The sequence below is a fragment of the Actinoplanes sp. NPDC048967 genome (assembly GCF_040649415.1).
In the GTDB taxonomy this organism is placed as follows: domain Bacteria; phylum Actinomycetota; class Actinomycetes; order Mycobacteriales; family Micromonosporaceae; genus Actinoplanes.
Genome location: NZ_JBEZFL010000001.1, coordinates 1,044,460 through 1,059,669, shown reverse-complemented (window position 1 = coordinate 1,059,669; position 15,210 = coordinate 1,044,460). Strand labels below are relative to the sequence as shown.

The following is a 15,210-nucleotide window of genomic DNA, read 5'->3' as shown; positions in this document are numbered from 1 at the left end:
TCACCTCGTGCCGTGGTTCACGAGCGATCGGTGGGTGTACGGCGAACGCCTGTGTTGGCAACCGAGCCCGGTCCCTCCGCCTTGGCGTCGCCGGTGTCGATCGCGCGCGCCGGGCGATCGTCGCCCGCGGCCTGCACGCCGGAATTGGCCTCACCACCGTCGCTCGCGGTGGCCGTGCCGGTCTCTCGTGCCTCATCGGCCTCGGTCACGGTCGTCGACTCTCCCTTCGGCGGGCTCGGAAGCAGGTAGGGAGCGAGCAGCGCGGCCAGAGCGAGCACTGCCGCGATGCAGCTCGCCAGCTTGTCGGCCCGCTCGATACCGGTTCGGGCAAAGTAGACGATCAATGCGGCGGCCACGACGACAAACGCCATCCGGCCCGACCAAATCCAGAATGCTCGGCGGAGTGACACCCGACCGTCTCCTCACCTGGACCTTGGTCGCCGTGTGACAACCATCTTTGCGCTGGGCCACCGAGGTGGCAACCGGACGTCTGGTCGGATCGGCACGCGTACGGGCGCGGTTCGCGCAGATGCTGCGGCCGTCCTTCGTCGGCGGCCTGACTGGCAGTACGCGTACTTCACGACCGGCTGAGGCCGGCACCCGAGCCCCACCTCACCGTCGCCGACCGGTTCCGGACACGTTTCCGTCGTATGCCTGTTCCCGCGTACGCCCGGACTAGGGGCGCTTCGTGGTCCCGGCCAGGATCCGCCGCCCGATCAGCACGGTGACGACGGTGCCGGCGGCGAGAGCGAGGGCCGCGAAGGTGGCCGTCTCGTTCTCGGTCTGCGTCCCGAGCATCTGCGAGAGGGTCTCGGACCAGGAGGTCAGCAGGTAGGCCAGCACCCCGAGCAGCAGGCCGCCGAGCTGCGCGGCGACCAGCGTCACCGGCCACGCCACGACGGACACCACCAGGGTGCGCAGCGTGCGACCGCCGGCCAGCCCGACGATGGCGGCCAGGGCGGTGATGAAGACGGTCTGCATCACCATGAAGCCGATGCTGTTCTTGTGGGCCTCCCGCAGCAGGCCGTAGCCGAGACCGTCCACGACCAGCACGTACCGGGCAGCCGCCAGGCGGAAGGCGACCGCCACCGCGGCGGTGCCGAGCGCGCCGGCCGTCAAGGCCCAGAAGAGCTTGGCGGACAGCCAGCGCAGCCGGGGCACCGACTGGGTGAGGACGAAGGCGTCGGTCGACTCGTCGCGTTCCCGGGCGAACAGTGGCACGCCCAGGATCAGCGCGATCAGCAACGGCACGAACGCGGCGACCAGCGCGATGGCCTGTCCCAGGTTTGTCGCCGGGCCCGGGGGCAGACAGCTGACGCCCTGCTCGCACAGCCCGGTGCGGTCCGGCGCGTAGTCCTCGATCACGATGCCGCGCGCGTGGACCTGCTGCTGGATGACGCGGGCGCCGACGAGGACGAACGCCGTCGAGACCGCGCTCAGAGCGGCCGCGACGATCAGGTACGGCCGCAGCAGACGCAGGGCGAGCCAGTTCATGCGGTGGGGACCTTTCGCGCCGGTGCCCTCAGATAGCCGAGGAGCAACTCCTCCAATGTCGGCCGGTGCCATGCCAGCCCGCCGTCCGGAGCGGACCCGGCCGGGCGGATCAGGGCGGTGGCGTCAGGGCCGGCGGCGCGCACCTCGACGACCTCCGAGCTGTCGAACGCGCTGAACTCGATGCCGGCGCCCACCGCGACCAGATGGCCCGCCAGCGCCGCCTCCACGTCGGCGGCCAGGCGCACGCGCCCGTCGGCCAGCACCACCACGTGGTCGCAGACGCCGTCGATGTCGGCCACCACATGCGACGACAGCAGCACGGTCGTGCCGCGCTCGGCGACGTCGGCCATCAACGTCCCGGCGGCCTCCGCGCGGGCGACCGGGTCGAGCGGGGCCAGCGGCTCGTCCAGCACCAGCAGCTCGGGGCGCTTGGCCAGCGCCATCACCAGCGCCAGGCGGCTGCGGTGCCCCGGCGGGAGGGTGCCCACGCGAGCCGGGCCCGGCAGTGCGGCCTCGTCGGTGAGCCGTTGGGCGTACGCGGTGTCCCAGCGCGGGTTGAGCCGGCTGCCCAGGGCGAGCGTCTGCGCCACGGTCAGCATCGGATACAGCGGTGCCTGCTGCGCCACGTACCCGATCCGGGGGAGCGAGCCGTCACCGGCGGGCTCGCCGAACACCCGCACCTCGCCGCCGTCCGGGCGCAGCAGCCCGGCGGCGGCGCGCAGCAGCGTGCTCTTACCGGCTCCGTTGCGCCCGACCAGCGCGGTGACCGCACCGACCGGCACCGTGAACGAGCAGTCGTCCAGCGCGCGGCGCCGGCCGAAGCTGTGGGTGACCCCGGCGACTTCCAGCGCGGGCGTCGTCCGGTCAGCCGACATGGTGGGCCTCCGGCACGGCCGCCACCTCGGCGACCAGAGCCTGCATGTCCGCGACGTCGAGACCCGCCGCGCGGGCCCGGCCGGCCCAGGCCGCCAGCTCACGCCGCAACACCCCGAGGTTGTCCGGCAGCGGCGCCAGGTGTTCCCGGACGTACGTGCCGGAGCCCTGCCGCGCCTCCACGAGCCCGGCCAGCTCCAGCTCCCGGTAGGCCTTGAGCACGGTGTTGGGATTGATGCGGGCGCTCTCGGCCACCTCGCGAGCGGTCGGCAGCTGGTCACCGGGCGCCAGCCGGCCCATCCGGATCGCCTGGCGCACCTGCTGCATGAGCTGGGCGTACACGGCGGTACCGGTCCGGCGATCGATCCGGAAGATCACGGCGACAACCAATCCCTTAGTCAACTAGTGGACTTCGGCTTCGTACGCTATCGCGTCCTGTCAAAATCCGCCCCTGGACGTGGCGCGAGGACGACGCCGACGCGGGGCATGACGCACCTGGGTCGCACGGGGTGACCGAGGACCGGGCCCGGGCTTCGGGCACAATCTCGGCGTGACAGAAGCAGACACAGCCCGGCCGCCCGCCGAGACGGTCTCCCAGGAGCACTTCATCGGCCTGTACCTGGCCAAGACCGACCCCTGGGACGTCGCCACGAGCTGGCACAACCGGCGCAAGTACGCGGTGACCATGGCCAGCCTGCCCCGCGAGCGGTACCGCAGCGCGTACGAGCCGGGCTGCTCGATCGGGCTGCTGACCCGGATGCTCGCGGAGCGGTGCGACGGAATCCTGGCTGTCGACTGCGTGGACGAGGCCGTGGAGTCAGCCCGTGATGAGGTCCGCGACTTTCCCCACGTACGGGTGGAGAACGCCATGCTGCCGGCCGGCCTGCCGGACGCCACCTTTGATCTGATCGTGCTCGGCGATCTGCTCTACTATCTGTCCGCCGAGGACCTGGAGGCCACGCTCGACGGCCTGGTGCAGCGCCTGGAACCGGACGGCGACCTGGTCTCGGTGCACTTCCGCGACCAGCAGACCGGCGGCAACCACGACGGCCTCAACGTGCACGCCGCGCTGGCGGCCCGGCCGGGTCTGGAACGCCGGATCCACCACGAGGACGAATGGTTCCTGCTGGACGTGCTGCGCCGGGTCCGCTGATCCGGGCCGCGGCGAACAGGGCACATCCGCCGGCGGCGAGCGCCCCGCAGAGCAGCAGCGCGGACCGGTAGCCGAGGGCCTGGGCGGTGGCGCCGGCCAGGACGCCGGAGATCAGCGAGCCGATGGTCAGGGTGTTGGCGTACATGGTGGTGGCGCGGCCGGTGGCGTGCGGCAACAGGTCCTGCACGTACGTGATGCCGAGCGCGCCCACCACCGCCAGCGCGACGCCGCGGGCGACCTGGGTCGCGATCAGCAGGGGCATGCCGGAGCTGATCGCGACCAGCACGAAGTAGGCGGTGAACAGCAGCATGCCCAGCAGGATGACGCCGCGCTTGGCGACCCGGGCGGGCAGCAGCATGACGCTCAGCGCGGCCGGGATCTCCACCACGGCGCAGATGCTGAACAGCAGGCCCACGTCGCTGTCCGGGCGGGCCAGCGTCCGGGTGACGTAGAGCGGCAGGGCGACCGACCCGGCCAGCATCGCGGTGTGGAACAGCGTGAAGCTGCCGGCGATCAGCAGCATCGACCGGTTCAGCCGTTCCCGGCCGGCCGCGGGCGGCGCGGCCCGGACCGGCGCCGGGGTCGGCCCGAGCGCCACCAGCGGCAAGGCCACCAGCGCGAACGCGGCCGCGGTGAGTGCCATCAGCGCGTCGTAGCCGCGCCAGGCCAGCACGGCCGCGCCGACCAGCGGGCCGATGGCCCAGGCCAGCGACCACACCGAGCGCAGCGCGGGCGTGCGGCGGCCGGCGGCGTCGTCGCCGGAGCGGTCGAGATGGGTCCGGGCGAGTGTGAAGAGCTGCGGGAACGCGGCCATCCCGGCCCCGAGCAACCCGACGCCGATCAGGGCCAGCAGGGCGTAATCGGTGGTGGTGGTCAGGGCCAGGTAGCCGGCGGCGGGGGCGGCGACGGCGACGAACGCCGGCCACCGGCTCGCGGACCGGTCGTAGCGGCGGCCGAGCCAGGTGCTCACCGCGAGGCCGCTGATCGCGACGAGCGACAGGAAGACCCCGACCTGGAACGGCGACAGCCGCGCCTCGTCGGCCCCGAAGAGCACCAGGTACGGCCCGATCATCGAGTCCGCGATGCCGAGCAGCAGCACACCGGCCAGCAGCGGCAGAAATCTGGAACGGCCCCCGGCCCCCGCGACAGTGGTCATTCCCGTCCCGCTACCCAGCGCCCGGCCGCACTATGCACCCCCTCGGGCGAACCGGCGCACGACCGCCCGGGTGCGCCGCCATCTCGCCCGGTGCACCCGCACCTCGGCGCCGGGCAGCGCCGAACGGCTGGTACGCCGGGTCACCAGCACGCTCATCAGCAGAGCCACTCCGTCCATGAGTCGCACCTCCTTGGTCCGTTAACGGTCACGTGACCGTTAACGGGATCGTCGCTCAGGTGCGGCCGGGCCGTCAACCCCCGGCGGTTTACGATGCGGTCATCGTGGGAGACGAACAGCAGGACACCGCCGGTGCGACCGCCGGAAAACGCGCAACCCTGCGGGACGTGGCCCGGCTGGCCGGCGTCTCGCACCAGACCGTGTCCCGGGCCATCAACGACAAGGGCGAGATCGACCCGGAGACCCGCCGCCGCGTCCTGGACGCCGCCCGGCAACTGCACTACCGCCCGTCCCGCTTCGCCCGCGGCCTGGTCCGCCCCGGCGCGACCACCGTCGGCCTGATCGTGTCCGACGTGGTGAACCCGTTCTTCCCCGAACTGATCGCCGGCGTCCTCGAAGCCGCCGAGCAACGCGGCTGGCAGGTCCTGGTGGCCAGCACGCAGGACGACCCCGGCCGCGAACCGCAGCTGCTGCGTTCGCTCGCCGGCCAGGTCGACGCCCTGATCGGCTACCTCTTCCAGCCCGACGACGTGGTCGCCGCCGCGATCGAGGGCGTACCGCTGGTCGTCATGAGCCGGCGCGCCGGCGAGAGAGCTTTCGGCGCCGTCGACATCGACCTGGAGACCGGCGTCCGCGCGGCCGTACGGCACCTGGTCGCCCGCGGCCACCAGCGGATCGGCATGATCGACTGCCCGGACGCGGCCGACCCGGCCCGCAGGGCGATCTTCCTGGCCGAGGCCGCGGACCGGGGCCTGCCGGTGCCGCCGGACGCGATCATCGGCGTCGAGCAGTCCATGGCGGGCGGCGAATCGGGCTTCGAGAAGCTGCACGCGGCCCGCCCCGAACTCACCGCGATGTTCGCCTTCAACGACCTGATCGCGCTGGGCGCGTACCGGGCGGCCCGGCGGGCGGGCCTGGCCATCCCGGACGACGTCGCGCTGCTCGGCTTCGACGGCCTGAACCTGGGCGAGCTGCTGGACCCGCCGCTGACGACCATAGCCATCGACAAGCGCCGGATGGGGGAGCTGGCGGTGGCCGAGGTGCAGCGGCTGCTGGCGGGCGAGCCGGGCGGGCTCGCGCTGGTGGAGACCGAACTGCTCATCCGCGGGTCCGCCTGAGGCCGGTCCGCCGGTCTCAGTCGACGACCGTGACCAGGGTGCCGTGTCCGATGTGTTTCAGCAGGGTGCGCTGAGCCTCCCGCGGCATCCGTACGCACCCGTTCGACGCGCTCCGGCCGAACGCACCCTCGTCGTACCAGCCGTGGATGCCCGTGTGCGCGCCCCGCAGCGCCGCCGGCAGGGACCGGCGGTTCTCCGGCACCGAGCTCAGCGCCAGCGCGTCCACGTTCGCGTACGCGGAGCCGCTGGTCGGGGTGCGGCCGAGCACGAAGCTGCGGCCCAGCGGAGTGGGCGTCGCCGCCGCGCCCGTGGTCACGGTCCAGGCCGCCTTGCGGATGCCGTCGCGGCGCCACGTCAGTTTGTGGGTGCGGCGCTGGACGATGAGGTGGTCGCGCAGCGGCCGCGACGACCAGCCCTTCGGGGGCAGCCAGCCGATCCGGCGGTTCGCCGTGGGCAGCAGCACCGCGACCCAGCCCGAGCGCCGGTCGGTGATCGGCAGGATCAGGGGCATGCCGCTGATCTCCGGGGTGAGCCGGGCGCGGGGCCGGCCACCGGGCGCGTCGTAGACCGGGATCGACCGGGCCGGCTGCAGGCCCTCGGTGACGGCGGTCAGGGACATCGCCGCCGGGTCGGCCGGGAAGCCGCGCGGGGCCGTCCAGTAGTCGATCACCGGCAGGCCGGCCGGGGCCGGTGCCGCGGACAGGGTCGGCTCCGGGGTCCGGGCGGCGACGCTCGGGGCGGGCGCGGCGGGTGCCGGCGCTGCCGCCGGGTGGTCGTCGGTGCTGGTCAGGAAGCCGGCGCCGGCGGCGACGCAGGCGGCCAGACCGATCAGCCCTGCTCTGGTACGGGTGACACGCAGGGCTCGGAACACCCGCCCACCGTATGCGCAGCAACCGCTCGAGCCTCCGGATAGCGGGACCGTCCACCGGAACGGAGGAATCTCAGCCGAACGCCGGGCACCCGTAACCCGGTCGACCTCCGGGGTGTCCCCTTCTAGCATCGGCGACCATGAACACGAGCTGGATGGACGGAATCTCACGGATCGCGGTGCTGACCGGCGCCGGCGTCTCCACCGATTCCGGGATCCCGGACTACCGGGGGCCGGACGGCGTCTGGACCCGTGATCCGGCGCTGGTCGACGCCTTCACGTACGGGTCCTTCATGGCCGATCCGGGTGTCCGCGAGCGGTTCTGGCGCACGTACCTCGGGCACAGCGCGTGGCGCGCGGAGCCGAACGCCGCCCACCGGGCGCTCGCCGCACTGGAACGCACCCCGGTGGCCGTGCGGATCCTGACCCAGAACGTCGACGGGCTGCACCAGCGGGCCGGTTCCAGCGCGCGCAAGGTGCTGGAGCTGCACGGCAGTATGCACGAGGTCGTCTGCACCGGCTGCGGGCAGCGTTCGCCCAGCCGGCCGGTCCTCGACCGGGTGGCCGCCGGGGACGGCGATCCCCGGTGCCCGGCGTGCGGCGGGATCCTCAAGCTCGCGGTGGTGCTGTTCGGGGAAAACCTCGACCCGGGTACGGCGGGACTGGCCGAGCGGATCGCGGCGCACAGCGAGGTGCTGCTGGTGATCGGCAGCTCCCTGCTGGTCGAGCCGGTGGCGTCGTTGTGCGCGGTGGCCCTCAACGCCGGCCACCGGCTGGTGATCGTCAATCGGGACCCGACGCCGTACGACGAACTGGCCGCCGAGGTGATCCGTGAGCCGATCGGCGTCGCGGTGCCCCGGCTCTGCGCCGCCCTCACCGAAGCTGCCGGCTCCCCGGTCCGCGGCTGATCAGTCGTCTCAGTCGTCTCAGTCCTCGAGGGGTTCGACGACCATCGTGCGGGCGTGCTGGTAGATCACCGAGCTGCGGAAGCCGAGGATCTCCCGGCGCTTGCTGAACTTGTCCATCAGGAACGCGTGCAGCGCGTCGACGCTGGGCACCGCCACGTGCACCAGGAAGTCGTCGGCGCCGGCCACCACGAACACCGACAGCACCTCGGGCAGCGAGGTGATCGAGGTCTTGAAGCTCTCGATCACCTCGCGGCTCAGCGGGCGTACCTGGACGTGCAGCAGCGCCTGCACGGTCCGGTTCAGGGCGGCCAGGCTGATCTCCGCGTGGTAGCCGGTGATCACGCCCCGGGCGCGCAACAGCCGGACGCGTTCGAGACAGGTCGAAGGTGCGATGCCGACCGCCCGGGCCAGCTCCCGGTTGGTCTGCCGGGCGTCCTGCTGCAGATGCCGGATGATCGCCGCATCAAGTTCGTCCACGGTCGCCGCCTTGCTTCATCTGCCGAATATAGTTCGGAGGTCGGGCCGGCGGACGGAACGAGCTCCTATGGTCCGGGCATGACCACCGCAGCAAATTTCGACGAGTTCGAACGGGTCGTGGCCCGCCGGGGTGTCCGCAGCGGGCTGCCGGTGATTGTGGCTGTGCATGCGAGTGCCCTCGGTCAGGCGATCGGCGGGTGCCGGCTGGCCCCGTACCCGGATTGGCGCGACGGCCTCACCGACGCGCTGCGGCTCTCCGCCGCGATGACCGCCAAATGCGCGGTCGCGGGCCTGCCGCACGGCGGCGCCAAGACCGTGGTGGCTCTGCCACCGGGAACGACGCTCGACGCCGGGCTGCGCCGGGCCGTCCTGCACGACGTCGGCGACACCATCGAGTCGCTCGGCGGCGACTACGCGACCGGACCCGACGTCGGCACCGGCCCGGACGACATGGCCGTCATCGGCGAACGCACCGACCACGTCTTCTGCCGCCCGCTCGGCGCCGGTGGCAGCGGCGACTCGTCCGGACCGACCGCCGAGGGCGTGCTGGCCGCACTGGCCGCGCTCGCCCCGGTGGCCGGACGGCGGTTCGCCATCATGGGCCTGGGCCGGGTCGGCGCGCACGTGGCCCGCGAACTGGCCGCGTCCGGCGCCGAGCTGGTGGTCACCGACGTGGACGACAGCCGCCGGCAGCTCGCGGCCGAGCTCGGTGCGACCTGGACCGACGACATCCTGACCGCGGAGGCGGACGTGCTGGTGCCGGCGGCCCTCGGCGGGGTCCTGACCGCGGCGACGGTGGCCCGGCTGCGCTGCGCCGAGATCTGCGGGCCGGCCAACAACCAGCTGGACCGGGCGGCGACGGCGGACCTGCTGCACGAGCGGGGCATTCTGTGGGCGCCCGACTTCGTCGTGAGTGCGGGCGGCGTCATCCACGCGACCGGGGTGGAGCTGCGCGGGGAGACGGAGACGCAGGCCACGGCCCGGGTACGCGGCATCGCCGTCACGTTGACCACGGTGCTGGACTCGGCCCGGCGTCGCGGCATCACTCCGCTGGCGGCGGCGCACGAGCTGGCCCGGGCACGCATCACCGGCGCCCGGCAGGCGACGATGGCCGCATGAGCAAGCCTTTCCCCGACGCCGGCCCCCGCCCGAGCGACGACGGACTGCGCGACACCTATGACAGGGTCGCCCGCGCCTACGACGCCGAGCTGGCCGACGAGCTCGACCACAAACCCCTGGACCGGGCGCTGCTGGTCGCGTTCCTGGAACTGGCCGGTCCCGGCCGGGTCGCGGACGTCGGCTGCGGTCCTGGGCACGTCACCCGTTTCCTGGCGGCCCGGCACCCCGACGTGACGGGCCTGGACCTGTCGCCCGAGATGATCGCGATAGCCCGGGAACGCGCGCCGGAGATCCCGTTCACGGTGGCGTCGATGCTGTCTCTGCCGGTCGCCGACGGTACGTGGGCGGGGGCCGTGGCGATGTACTCGATCATCCACCTGAGCCCGCCGGACCGCGCGGCGGCGTTCGGTGAGCTGGCCCGGGCCATCCGCGGCGACGGCCGGCTGCTGGTGTCCTTCCACGTCGAGGGCCCGGACGTGCCGGCCGGCGGTACCAGCCATCTGACCAGCTGGTTCGGCGCGCAGGTGGACGTGGACGTGCACTTCCTGGACCCCGACGCGGTGCGCGGCGACCTGGTGGCGGCCGGGTTCCGGATCGAGTCGGTGATGCTGCGGGAGCCGCTGGACCCGGCCGAGTTCCCGAGCCGCCGGGCCTACCTGCTGGCCAGCCGCGTCCGGTGATCCGCATAGGGTGAGCGGGTGGTGGCGGCGATCGAGCTTTATCTGGACGTCGACGCGTCCCGCCGGGTACGCAAGCTGTGGCAGGCCCTCGAGGAAGAGGGAGTGCAGACACTGGCGTCCCTGCTCGACGAACGCCACCGCCCGCACGTGTCACTGGCGGCCGCCCGGCGGCTGGAGCCGAAGGCGGTGACCGCGGCGCTGGCCGGGCACGCGGTGGGGCGCGGGCTGACGGTGGAGCTCGACTTCGTCGGCCAGTTCATCGGACGGGTGCTGTGGCTGGGGGTCACCCCGACCTTGGAGCTGCTCGAACTGCACCGCGCGGTGCATGACCGGCTGGCCGGGCACGGCATCGAGGTCTGGGAGCACTACCGGCCGGGGCGGTGGGTGCCGCACTGCACGATCTCGATGCGGGTGCCGAACCCGCTGATGGGCGCGGCCGTCCGCCGCTGCCTGGAATTCCTGCCGATCCGGGCCACCGTGACCGGCGCGGCCGTCACCGACCACGCCAACGACGTCGCCCAGACCCTCACCCCCTGAGCCCGCCGCGTGCTCCGGCCCGGCACCGTGCTTCGGCGCGGCCGTGGTGAAGCCTGGCGGTGGTTGGGCGTCGGTGCGGTGGCCGGGTCGTGGTCCGGCCCGGACGTGGTCCGGCCCGGACGTGGTCCGGCCCGGACGTGGTCGAACCTGGTGGCGGTTGGGCGCCCGTGCGGTGGTCGGGCTGTGGCCGCGTTCCGGAGCTGGGCTATGTCTGGCTGTGCACCGCCTCCGGTGCTGCCGGGGCCGGACCGCGGCGGGACGGCCGCCACCAGTTGGCCGGGCCCAGCGCCGCCACCAGGGCCGGGGCCAGCACCCCTCGGACGATCGTCGCGTCGATCACGATGCCCAGGGCCAGGGCTGTGGCGAGGATCTTCACCTCTGTCGTGGGGACCTGGGCCAGGGAGATGAAGGCCAGGAACAGGATCAGCGCCGCCGAGGTGACCAGGCGGCCGGTGCGCGCCACACCGTGCACGGTTGCGGCGTCGGTGTCGTGGCCCTGGTCGTACTCCTCGCGGATGCGGGCCAGCAGGAACACCTCGTAGTCCATCGACAGGCCGAACAGGAACGCGAACACCGCGATCGGGATCCACACGGTGATCGCGCCCGAGGCGGTGCGGTCGAACAGCAGCTCGGTGAGGTGGCCGTCCTGCCAGATCCAGACCGTGATCCCGTACGCGGCCCCGAGCGAGATCACGTTCAGCAGCAGCGCCTTGAGCGGGAGCACCACCGAGCGCAGCGCCCGCAGCAACAGCAGGAACGTGACCACCACGATGGCCAGCACCACCCACCACGCGTTGCCGTAGACCGCGGCGATGAAGTCCGCGTCCTGCGCCGGTGTGCCGCCCACCCGCGCACCGGCCCGCTCGGCCGCCTCCCGGACCGTGGCGGCAGCGTCCGCGCCCTCCGCGGAGGAACTGTCCGCGCGGGTCCACACGTCCACCACCGACAGGCCGTCGCGGGTCCACGTCGCCGGTGTCACCACGGCGGCCACCCCGTCGATGTCCTGCACCGCGGCGCGCACCCGGGCCGGGTCCGGGGTCAGGATCTCGATCGGCGTGGTGAGGCCCGAGCCGATGCCGGAGGCGTCGAGCCGCGTGACCGCGGCCGCCGCCGTGCCGCCCTGTGAGGCCAGCGACTCGTTGGTCGGCCGGCCCAGCCGCAGCCCGAGCACCGGCGCGGCCAGCACCAGCAGGGCGAGCGTGGCGAGGGCGATCGACACCCAGCGGCGCCGGACCACCGCCGCGCCGATCCGCCGCCACAGCCGGCTCTCCGGGTCGGTCGAGCGGCGGTGCGGCCAGTCCAGCCGGGGGCCGATGACCAGGAGCAACGCCGGCAGCAGGGTGAGCGCGGCCAGCACGCTGACCACGGGGATGAGCAGGCCGGTGAAGCCGACGCTGCGCAGGAACGGCACCGGCAACGCGATCAGTGCCGCGAGGCTGACAGCGACGGTCACCCCGGAGAAGAACACCGACCGGCCCGCCGTGCCCATCGCCCGGCTGACCGCGTCGGCGTTGCTGTGGCCGTGACCGCGCTCCTCCCGCCAGCGGGTGACGATCAGCAGCGCGTAGTCGATGGCCACGCCCAGGCCGATCAGCGCCAGCAGGTACTGCACGATGAAGGACACGTCGGTGACCCCGGTGAGGCCCCAGACGATCAGGAACGTGGTCAGGATCGAGGCGGCGGCGATCAGCAGTGGCATCAGCGCCAGCACCGAGCCGAAGACCAGCAGCAGCACGAGCAGCGCACCCGTGCCGCCCGCGATCGTCTCGACCAGCACGTCGGCGCCGCCGCTGTCGCCGTCCTCGCCCGACTCCAGCACGTCCTTGCCGGTCACGGTCACCGGCACGGCGGCGGACGCGGCGACCTGGCGCAGGGCCGGCAGGGCGGCCAGATAAGGCTCCGGGCCGGGCACGGGCGCGGGGTAGACGACGACCACGCTGGTGCGCCCGTCCGGCGCCCGCAGTGCCGGCTCATCGGCGGGGGACAGGATCCGGGCGCCCGGCACGGCCGCGGTCGCCGCCCGCACCACCGGCGCCGGATCGCCGGCGTCGGCGACGACCAGCAGGACCGGCGACAAGTCGCCGCCCGAGCCGAACCGCTCGGTTATCACTTTGTTGGTCTCGTAGCCGTCCTGGCCGGGCAGGGAGAAGTCGTAGCTCAGCGCGGCGGTCGCCTTGGGCGCGGCGAATCCGCCCACGGCGGCGAGGAGCAACCAGGACACCAGCACCCACCAGCGGTGCGCGACGACGAACCGCGACAGAGCGTTCATCCCAGGCACGCTAGTCACTCACCCCGGCCGTCGCTGACCGGCTGTGGAAAACCCGCGCTCGGCCACCGGCTGTGGACAAAGGAAGGAGCGGACGGCGGCGAGGAGCTCAGACCGCGCGGAGGGCAGCCCGTACGTCGGTCCAGCTCCGCAGCTCGTCCCGCACCTCGGGCCGGCGCTCGTCCCGGACGGCCTGCTCGTGCGCCCGCGCCAGCACGTCGTCGATCAGCACCGGCCGTCCCCGCGCCGCCGAGTCGACCGCGGCCTCCACCATGGCCAGACTCAGCACGTTGCCGTGCACCTCACCCATCGGTGTGACCCCGCTCTGCAGGGCCTCCGTGAACACCCGCAGCGCCCCGCCGATGCCCGAGTACCGGTCGTCCGGCGCGTCGACCGGCGGCCCGGCCGGATCGTGGTCGCCGTCCCAGCGGGCCGTACCCTCCTGCGCGCTGACCCGCCACTCGCCGTTCCAGGAGGTCTCCGCGCCCGGGCTGCACCAGCTGCCGTGATAGACGTAGCGGGCGCCGCCGGTCATCTCGAAGACCGCGGCGGCGCAGGCGTCGCCGGCGTACCAGCTCCAGGGCGGGTTCCAGGTCTGGCACGAGACCGACAGCGGGTCGTCGCCGAGCAGGAACCGGGCCGCGTCGAAGGCGTGGATCGCCATGTCGACCAGCAGCGGCTGCGCCATCTGCTCGCGGAAGCCGCCGAAGCGCGGCGCCCGGTGGAAGCCGGTGCTGAGCGAGCCGACCGGGCCGAGTTTCCCGGTCATCGCCCGCAGCGCGAACAGCTGCGGGTTCCAGGTGCGGGACTGGCTGACCATGAACAGCCGGCCGCTCACGTCCGCCGCCGCCACCAGCGACAGCGCCTGGGCCACCGTGTCCGCGACCGGCTTCTCGCCGAGCACCGGCAGCCCGGCGAACAGCGCGGCCGTGGTGACCTCGTGGTGGGCCACCGGTACGGTCACATCGATCACCGCCTCAGCTCCGGTCTCGGCGGCCAGCGCGGCGACGTCGGTGCCGACCGGCAGTCCGGGCGCCGCCCGCCGGGCGGCCGCCAGGTTCAGGTCGACCACCCCGGCCAGTTCGACGCCGGGGTCGGCGTCGATCGCCGCCAGCCAGGCCTGGCCCATCGCGCCGGCGCCGGCCAGCAACACCCGGGTCACGCGGCCGGGCCCTGGTGCGTGGGCGCCGAGAAGGTGTCGTAGCGCCGCAGCTCGGGCGGCTCCCGCCGGGGCCGGTCGGTACGGGCCCAGCGCACCCCGTTGGCGATCACCCGCCGGATGTCCGGGTGGTGGTAGACCGGGTAGTCCTGGTCGCCGGGCTTGAAATAGAAGATCCGGCCGTGCCCGCGGCGCCACGTGCAGCCGCTGCGGAACACCTCGCCACCGCTGAACGAGCTGATGAAGACGAGCTCGTCCGGGGGCGGGACGTCGAAGTACTCGCCGTACATCTCGTCCTCGGGGAGCACGATCGGGTGCGGCACACCCCGGGCGATCGGGTGGGTCGGGTCGACGGTCCAGATCAGCTCGCGGTCGTGCTCGTTGCGCCAGCGCAGGGTGCACGTCGTACCCATGAGCTTGGTGAAGATCTTGGACCAGTGCCCGGAGTGCAGCACGACCAGGCCCATCCCGGACAGCACGTGCCGGTGCACCCGCTCGACCACCTCGTCGGCCACCTCGCCGTGCGCGGCGTGCCCCCACCAGGTCAGTACGTCGGTGCCGGCCAGCACCTGCTCGGTCAGGCCGTGCTCGGGCTCGTCCAGGGTGGCCGTCCGGACCACCGCGGCGTCGCCGAGGTGCTCCCGGATGCCGGCGGCGATCGTCTCGTGCATACCGTCCGGGTAGAGCTTCGCGACGTGTTCCTCGGTGCGCTCGTGGCGGTTCTCGCCCCACACGGTCACGCGGATCTGGTCCATGCTGCGTCCCTCCTGAGCGGATGCGGTGCCGGCGGGTCAGCCGGGCAGTGTGGTGCGGCGCCGGATGGGGCGCGGCGTGATCAGCTCGACGGCCTCGGCCGCGTGGGGGTCCCGGTCGAGCAGCCGGAACAGGGTGCCCATGGCCGGCCGGGACACGTCCCGCGGTTCGAGCGGGACGTCGGTGACCGGGGGAGCCTCTCGAGGGCGCGGGCGCCGGTGTCGGGCTGGAAGGCGAGCTCCGCGATGGCCGCCTCCACGTATCGACTGCCTGCGGTGAGCCTAGCCGGGGCCGGTCCGGGCGCTCAAGAGCACACCGTCGCCCGCCGGGTCATCACGGCGCTCAGGTCGTTGTGCAACTGAGCCTGGTCGTCGCCGGGCGACGACGCTGCCACCGCCGGCCCACCTGCGCCGACGGTACGCACGTCGTTGCTGACCGTCAGAGTCGCTTCGATCGGCAGTGATCCGACTCG

General features: G+C 73.2%; 17 protein-coding genes. 6 read left to right on the top strand and 11 right to left on the bottom strand.

Annotated elements, in window-relative coordinates:
• Nucleotides 1–17: 17 nt before the first annotated feature.
• From AB0C12_RS04985 to AB0C12_RS04970, 4 genes are all read right to left on the bottom strand, one after another.
• Complete coding sequence (locus AB0C12_RS04985) at nt 18–371, bottom strand: hypothetical protein (protein WP_360544249.1); 354 nt, start codon at nt 369–371, stop codon at nt 18–20.
• A gap of 304 nt (nt 372–675) precedes the next feature.
• Nucleotides 676–1,494, bottom strand: coding sequence for a hypothetical protein (locus AB0C12_RS04980; RefSeq protein WP_360544247.1), 819 nt, complete (start codon nt 1,492–1,494; stop codon nt 676–678).
• On the bottom strand, nt 1,491–2,369 hold the full coding sequence (locus AB0C12_RS04975; protein WP_360544245.1) for an ATP-binding cassette domain-containing protein: 879 nt from the start codon (nt 2,367–2,369) through the stop codon (nt 1,491–1,493). Before AB0C12_RS04975 ends, AB0C12_RS04980 begins: the two co-directional genes overlap by 4 nt.
• Nucleotides 2,359–2,769, bottom strand: a complete 411-nt coding sequence (locus AB0C12_RS04970; RefSeq protein WP_360544243.1) for a GntR family transcriptional regulator — start codon at nt 2,767–2,769, stop codon at nt 2,359–2,361. The genes AB0C12_RS04975 and AB0C12_RS04970 overlap by 11 nt, the downstream gene beginning before the upstream one ends.
• Nucleotides 2,770–2,917: 148 nt before the next feature.
• Between AB0C12_RS04970 and AB0C12_RS04965 the strand changes: the two genes are divergently transcribed.
• Entirely contained in the window at nt 2,918–3,520 is a 603-nt protein-coding gene (locus tag AB0C12_RS04965; protein WP_360544241.1) for an SAM-dependent methyltransferase, read from the top strand.
• On the opposite strand, the gene AB0C12_RS04960 is transcribed toward AB0C12_RS04965, so the two are convergent.
• Nucleotides 3,420–4,676 carry a sugar efflux transporter gene (locus tag AB0C12_RS04960; RefSeq protein ID WP_360544239.1) on the bottom strand — a complete coding sequence of 419 codons (1,257 nt, stop codon included), beginning with the start codon at nt 4,674–4,676 and terminating at the stop codon, nt 3,420–3,422. The two genes, AB0C12_RS04965 and AB0C12_RS04960, sit on opposite strands and share 101 nt — an antisense overlap.
• 30 nt (nt 4,677–4,706) lie before the next feature.
• Nucleotides 4,707–4,853: a hypothetical protein gene (locus AB0C12_RS04955; protein WP_360544237.1), complete on the bottom strand. Its 147-nt coding sequence runs from the start codon at nt 4,851–4,853 to the stop codon at nt 4,707–4,709.
• A gap of 104 nt (nt 4,854–4,957) precedes the next feature.
• On the opposite strand from AB0C12_RS04955, the gene AB0C12_RS04950 reads away from it, so the two are divergent.
• Entirely contained in the window at nt 4,958–5,971 is a 1,014-nt protein-coding gene (locus AB0C12_RS04950) for a LacI family DNA-binding transcriptional regulator (protein WP_360544235.1), read from the top strand.
• A 16-nt stretch (nt 5,972–5,987) separates the two neighbouring features.
• On the opposite strand, the gene AB0C12_RS04945 is transcribed toward AB0C12_RS04950, so the two are convergent.
• Nucleotides 5,988–6,842 carry a L,D-transpeptidase gene (locus AB0C12_RS04945; protein WP_360544233.1) on the bottom strand — a complete coding sequence of 285 codons (855 nt, stop codon included), beginning with the start codon at nt 6,840–6,842 and terminating at the stop codon, nt 5,988–5,990.
• Nucleotides 6,843–6,979: 137 nt separating this feature from the next.
• Here AB0C12_RS04945 and AB0C12_RS04940 point away from each other — a divergent pair, with 137 nt between their 5' ends.
• Nucleotides 6,980–7,747 (top strand): Sir2 family NAD-dependent protein deacetylase, encoded by a 768-nt coding sequence (locus tag AB0C12_RS04940; protein ID WP_360544231.1) that lies wholly within the window; start codon nt 6,980–6,982, stop codon nt 7,745–7,747.
• Nucleotides 7,748–7,765: 18 nt separating this feature from the next.
• Here AB0C12_RS04940 and AB0C12_RS04935 read toward each other — a convergent pair whose 3' ends face one another.
• Nucleotides 7,766–8,224: an Lrp/AsnC family transcriptional regulator gene (locus AB0C12_RS04935; protein ID WP_360544229.1), complete on the bottom strand. Its 459-nt coding sequence runs from the start codon at nt 8,222–8,224 to the stop codon at nt 7,766–7,768.
• A 78-nt stretch (nt 8,225–8,302) separates the two neighbouring features.
• Here AB0C12_RS04935 and AB0C12_RS04930 point away from each other — a divergent pair, with 78 nt between their 5' ends.
• The 3 genes from AB0C12_RS04930 to AB0C12_RS04920 are packed head-to-tail and all read left to right on the top strand — an operon-like array spanning nt 8,303 to nt 10,560.
• Nucleotides 8,303–9,343: a Glu/Leu/Phe/Val dehydrogenase dimerization domain-containing protein gene (locus AB0C12_RS04930; protein ID WP_360544227.1), complete on the top strand. Its 1,041-nt coding sequence runs from the start codon at nt 8,303–8,305 to the stop codon at nt 9,341–9,343.
• Nucleotides 9,340–10,023: a class I SAM-dependent methyltransferase gene (locus AB0C12_RS04925; protein WP_360544225.1), complete on the top strand. Its 684-nt coding sequence runs from the start codon at nt 9,340–9,342 to the stop codon at nt 10,021–10,023. Before AB0C12_RS04930 ends, AB0C12_RS04925 begins: the two co-directional genes overlap by 4 nt.
• Before the next feature lie 18 nt (nt 10,024–10,041).
• Nucleotides 10,042–10,560: a 2'-5' RNA ligase family protein gene (locus AB0C12_RS04920; protein WP_360544223.1), complete on the top strand. Its 519-nt coding sequence runs from the start codon at nt 10,042–10,044 to the stop codon at nt 10,558–10,560.
• Nucleotides 10,561–10,765: 205 nt separating this feature from the next.
• On the opposite strand, the gene AB0C12_RS04915 is transcribed toward AB0C12_RS04920, so the two are convergent.
• From AB0C12_RS04915 to AB0C12_RS04905, 3 genes are all read right to left on the bottom strand, one after another.
• Nucleotides 10,766–12,829, bottom strand: a complete 2,064-nt coding sequence (locus tag AB0C12_RS04915; protein WP_360544221.1) for an MMPL family transporter — start codon at nt 12,827–12,829, stop codon at nt 10,766–10,768.
• Between the two features lie 106 nt (nt 12,830–12,935).
• On the bottom strand, nt 12,936–13,988 hold the full coding sequence (locus AB0C12_RS04910) for a Gfo/Idh/MocA family oxidoreductase (protein WP_360544219.1): 1,053 nt from the start codon (nt 13,986–13,988) through the stop codon (nt 12,936–12,938).
• A complete protein-coding gene (locus AB0C12_RS04905) occupies nt 13,985–14,740 on the bottom strand; it encodes a ThuA domain-containing protein (RefSeq protein ID WP_360544217.1) in 756 nt (251 codons plus the stop codon). The genes AB0C12_RS04910 and AB0C12_RS04905 overlap by 4 nt, the downstream gene beginning before the upstream one ends.
• Nucleotides 14,741–15,210 lie beyond the last annotated feature (470 nt).

Bases quoted from the DNA above. Each gene is read 5' to 3' on its own strand.
- AB0C12_RS04975 (WP_360544245.1), bottom strand. From the start codon at position 2,369: ATGTCGGCTGACCGGACGACGCCCGCGCTGGAAGTCGCCGGGGTCACC.
- AB0C12_RS04940 (WP_360544231.1), top strand. From the start codon at position 6,980: ATGAACACGAGCTGGATGGACGGAATCTCACGGATCGCGGTGCTGACC.
- AB0C12_RS04985 (WP_360544249.1), bottom strand. From the start codon at position 371: ATGGCGTTTGTCGTCGTGGCCGCCGCATTGATCGTCTACTTTGCCCGA.
- AB0C12_RS04905 (WP_360544217.1), bottom strand. From the start codon at position 14,740: ATGGACCAGATCCGCGTGACCGTGTGGGGCGAGAACCGCCACGAGCGC.
- AB0C12_RS04955 (WP_360544237.1), bottom strand. From the start codon at position 4,853: ATGGACGGAGTGGCTCTGCTGATGAGCGTGCTGGTGACCCGGCGTACC.
- AB0C12_RS04930 (WP_360544227.1), top strand. From the start codon at position 8,303: ATGACCACCGCAGCAAATTTCGACGAGTTCGAACGGGTCGTGGCCCGC.
- AB0C12_RS04915 (WP_360544221.1), bottom strand. From the start codon at position 12,829: ATGAACGCTCTGTCGCGGTTCGTCGTCGCGCACCGCTGGTGGGTGCTG.
- AB0C12_RS04925 (WP_360544225.1), top strand. From the start codon at position 9,340: ATGAGCAAGCCTTTCCCCGACGCCGGCCCCCGCCCGAGCGACGACGGA.
- AB0C12_RS04980 (WP_360544247.1), bottom strand. From the start codon at position 1,494: ATGAACTGGCTCGCCCTGCGTCTGCTGCGGCCGTACCTGATCGTCGCG.
- AB0C12_RS04960 (WP_360544239.1), bottom strand. From the start codon at position 4,676: ATGACCACTGTCGCGGGGGCCGGGGGCCGTTCCAGATTTCTGCCGCTG.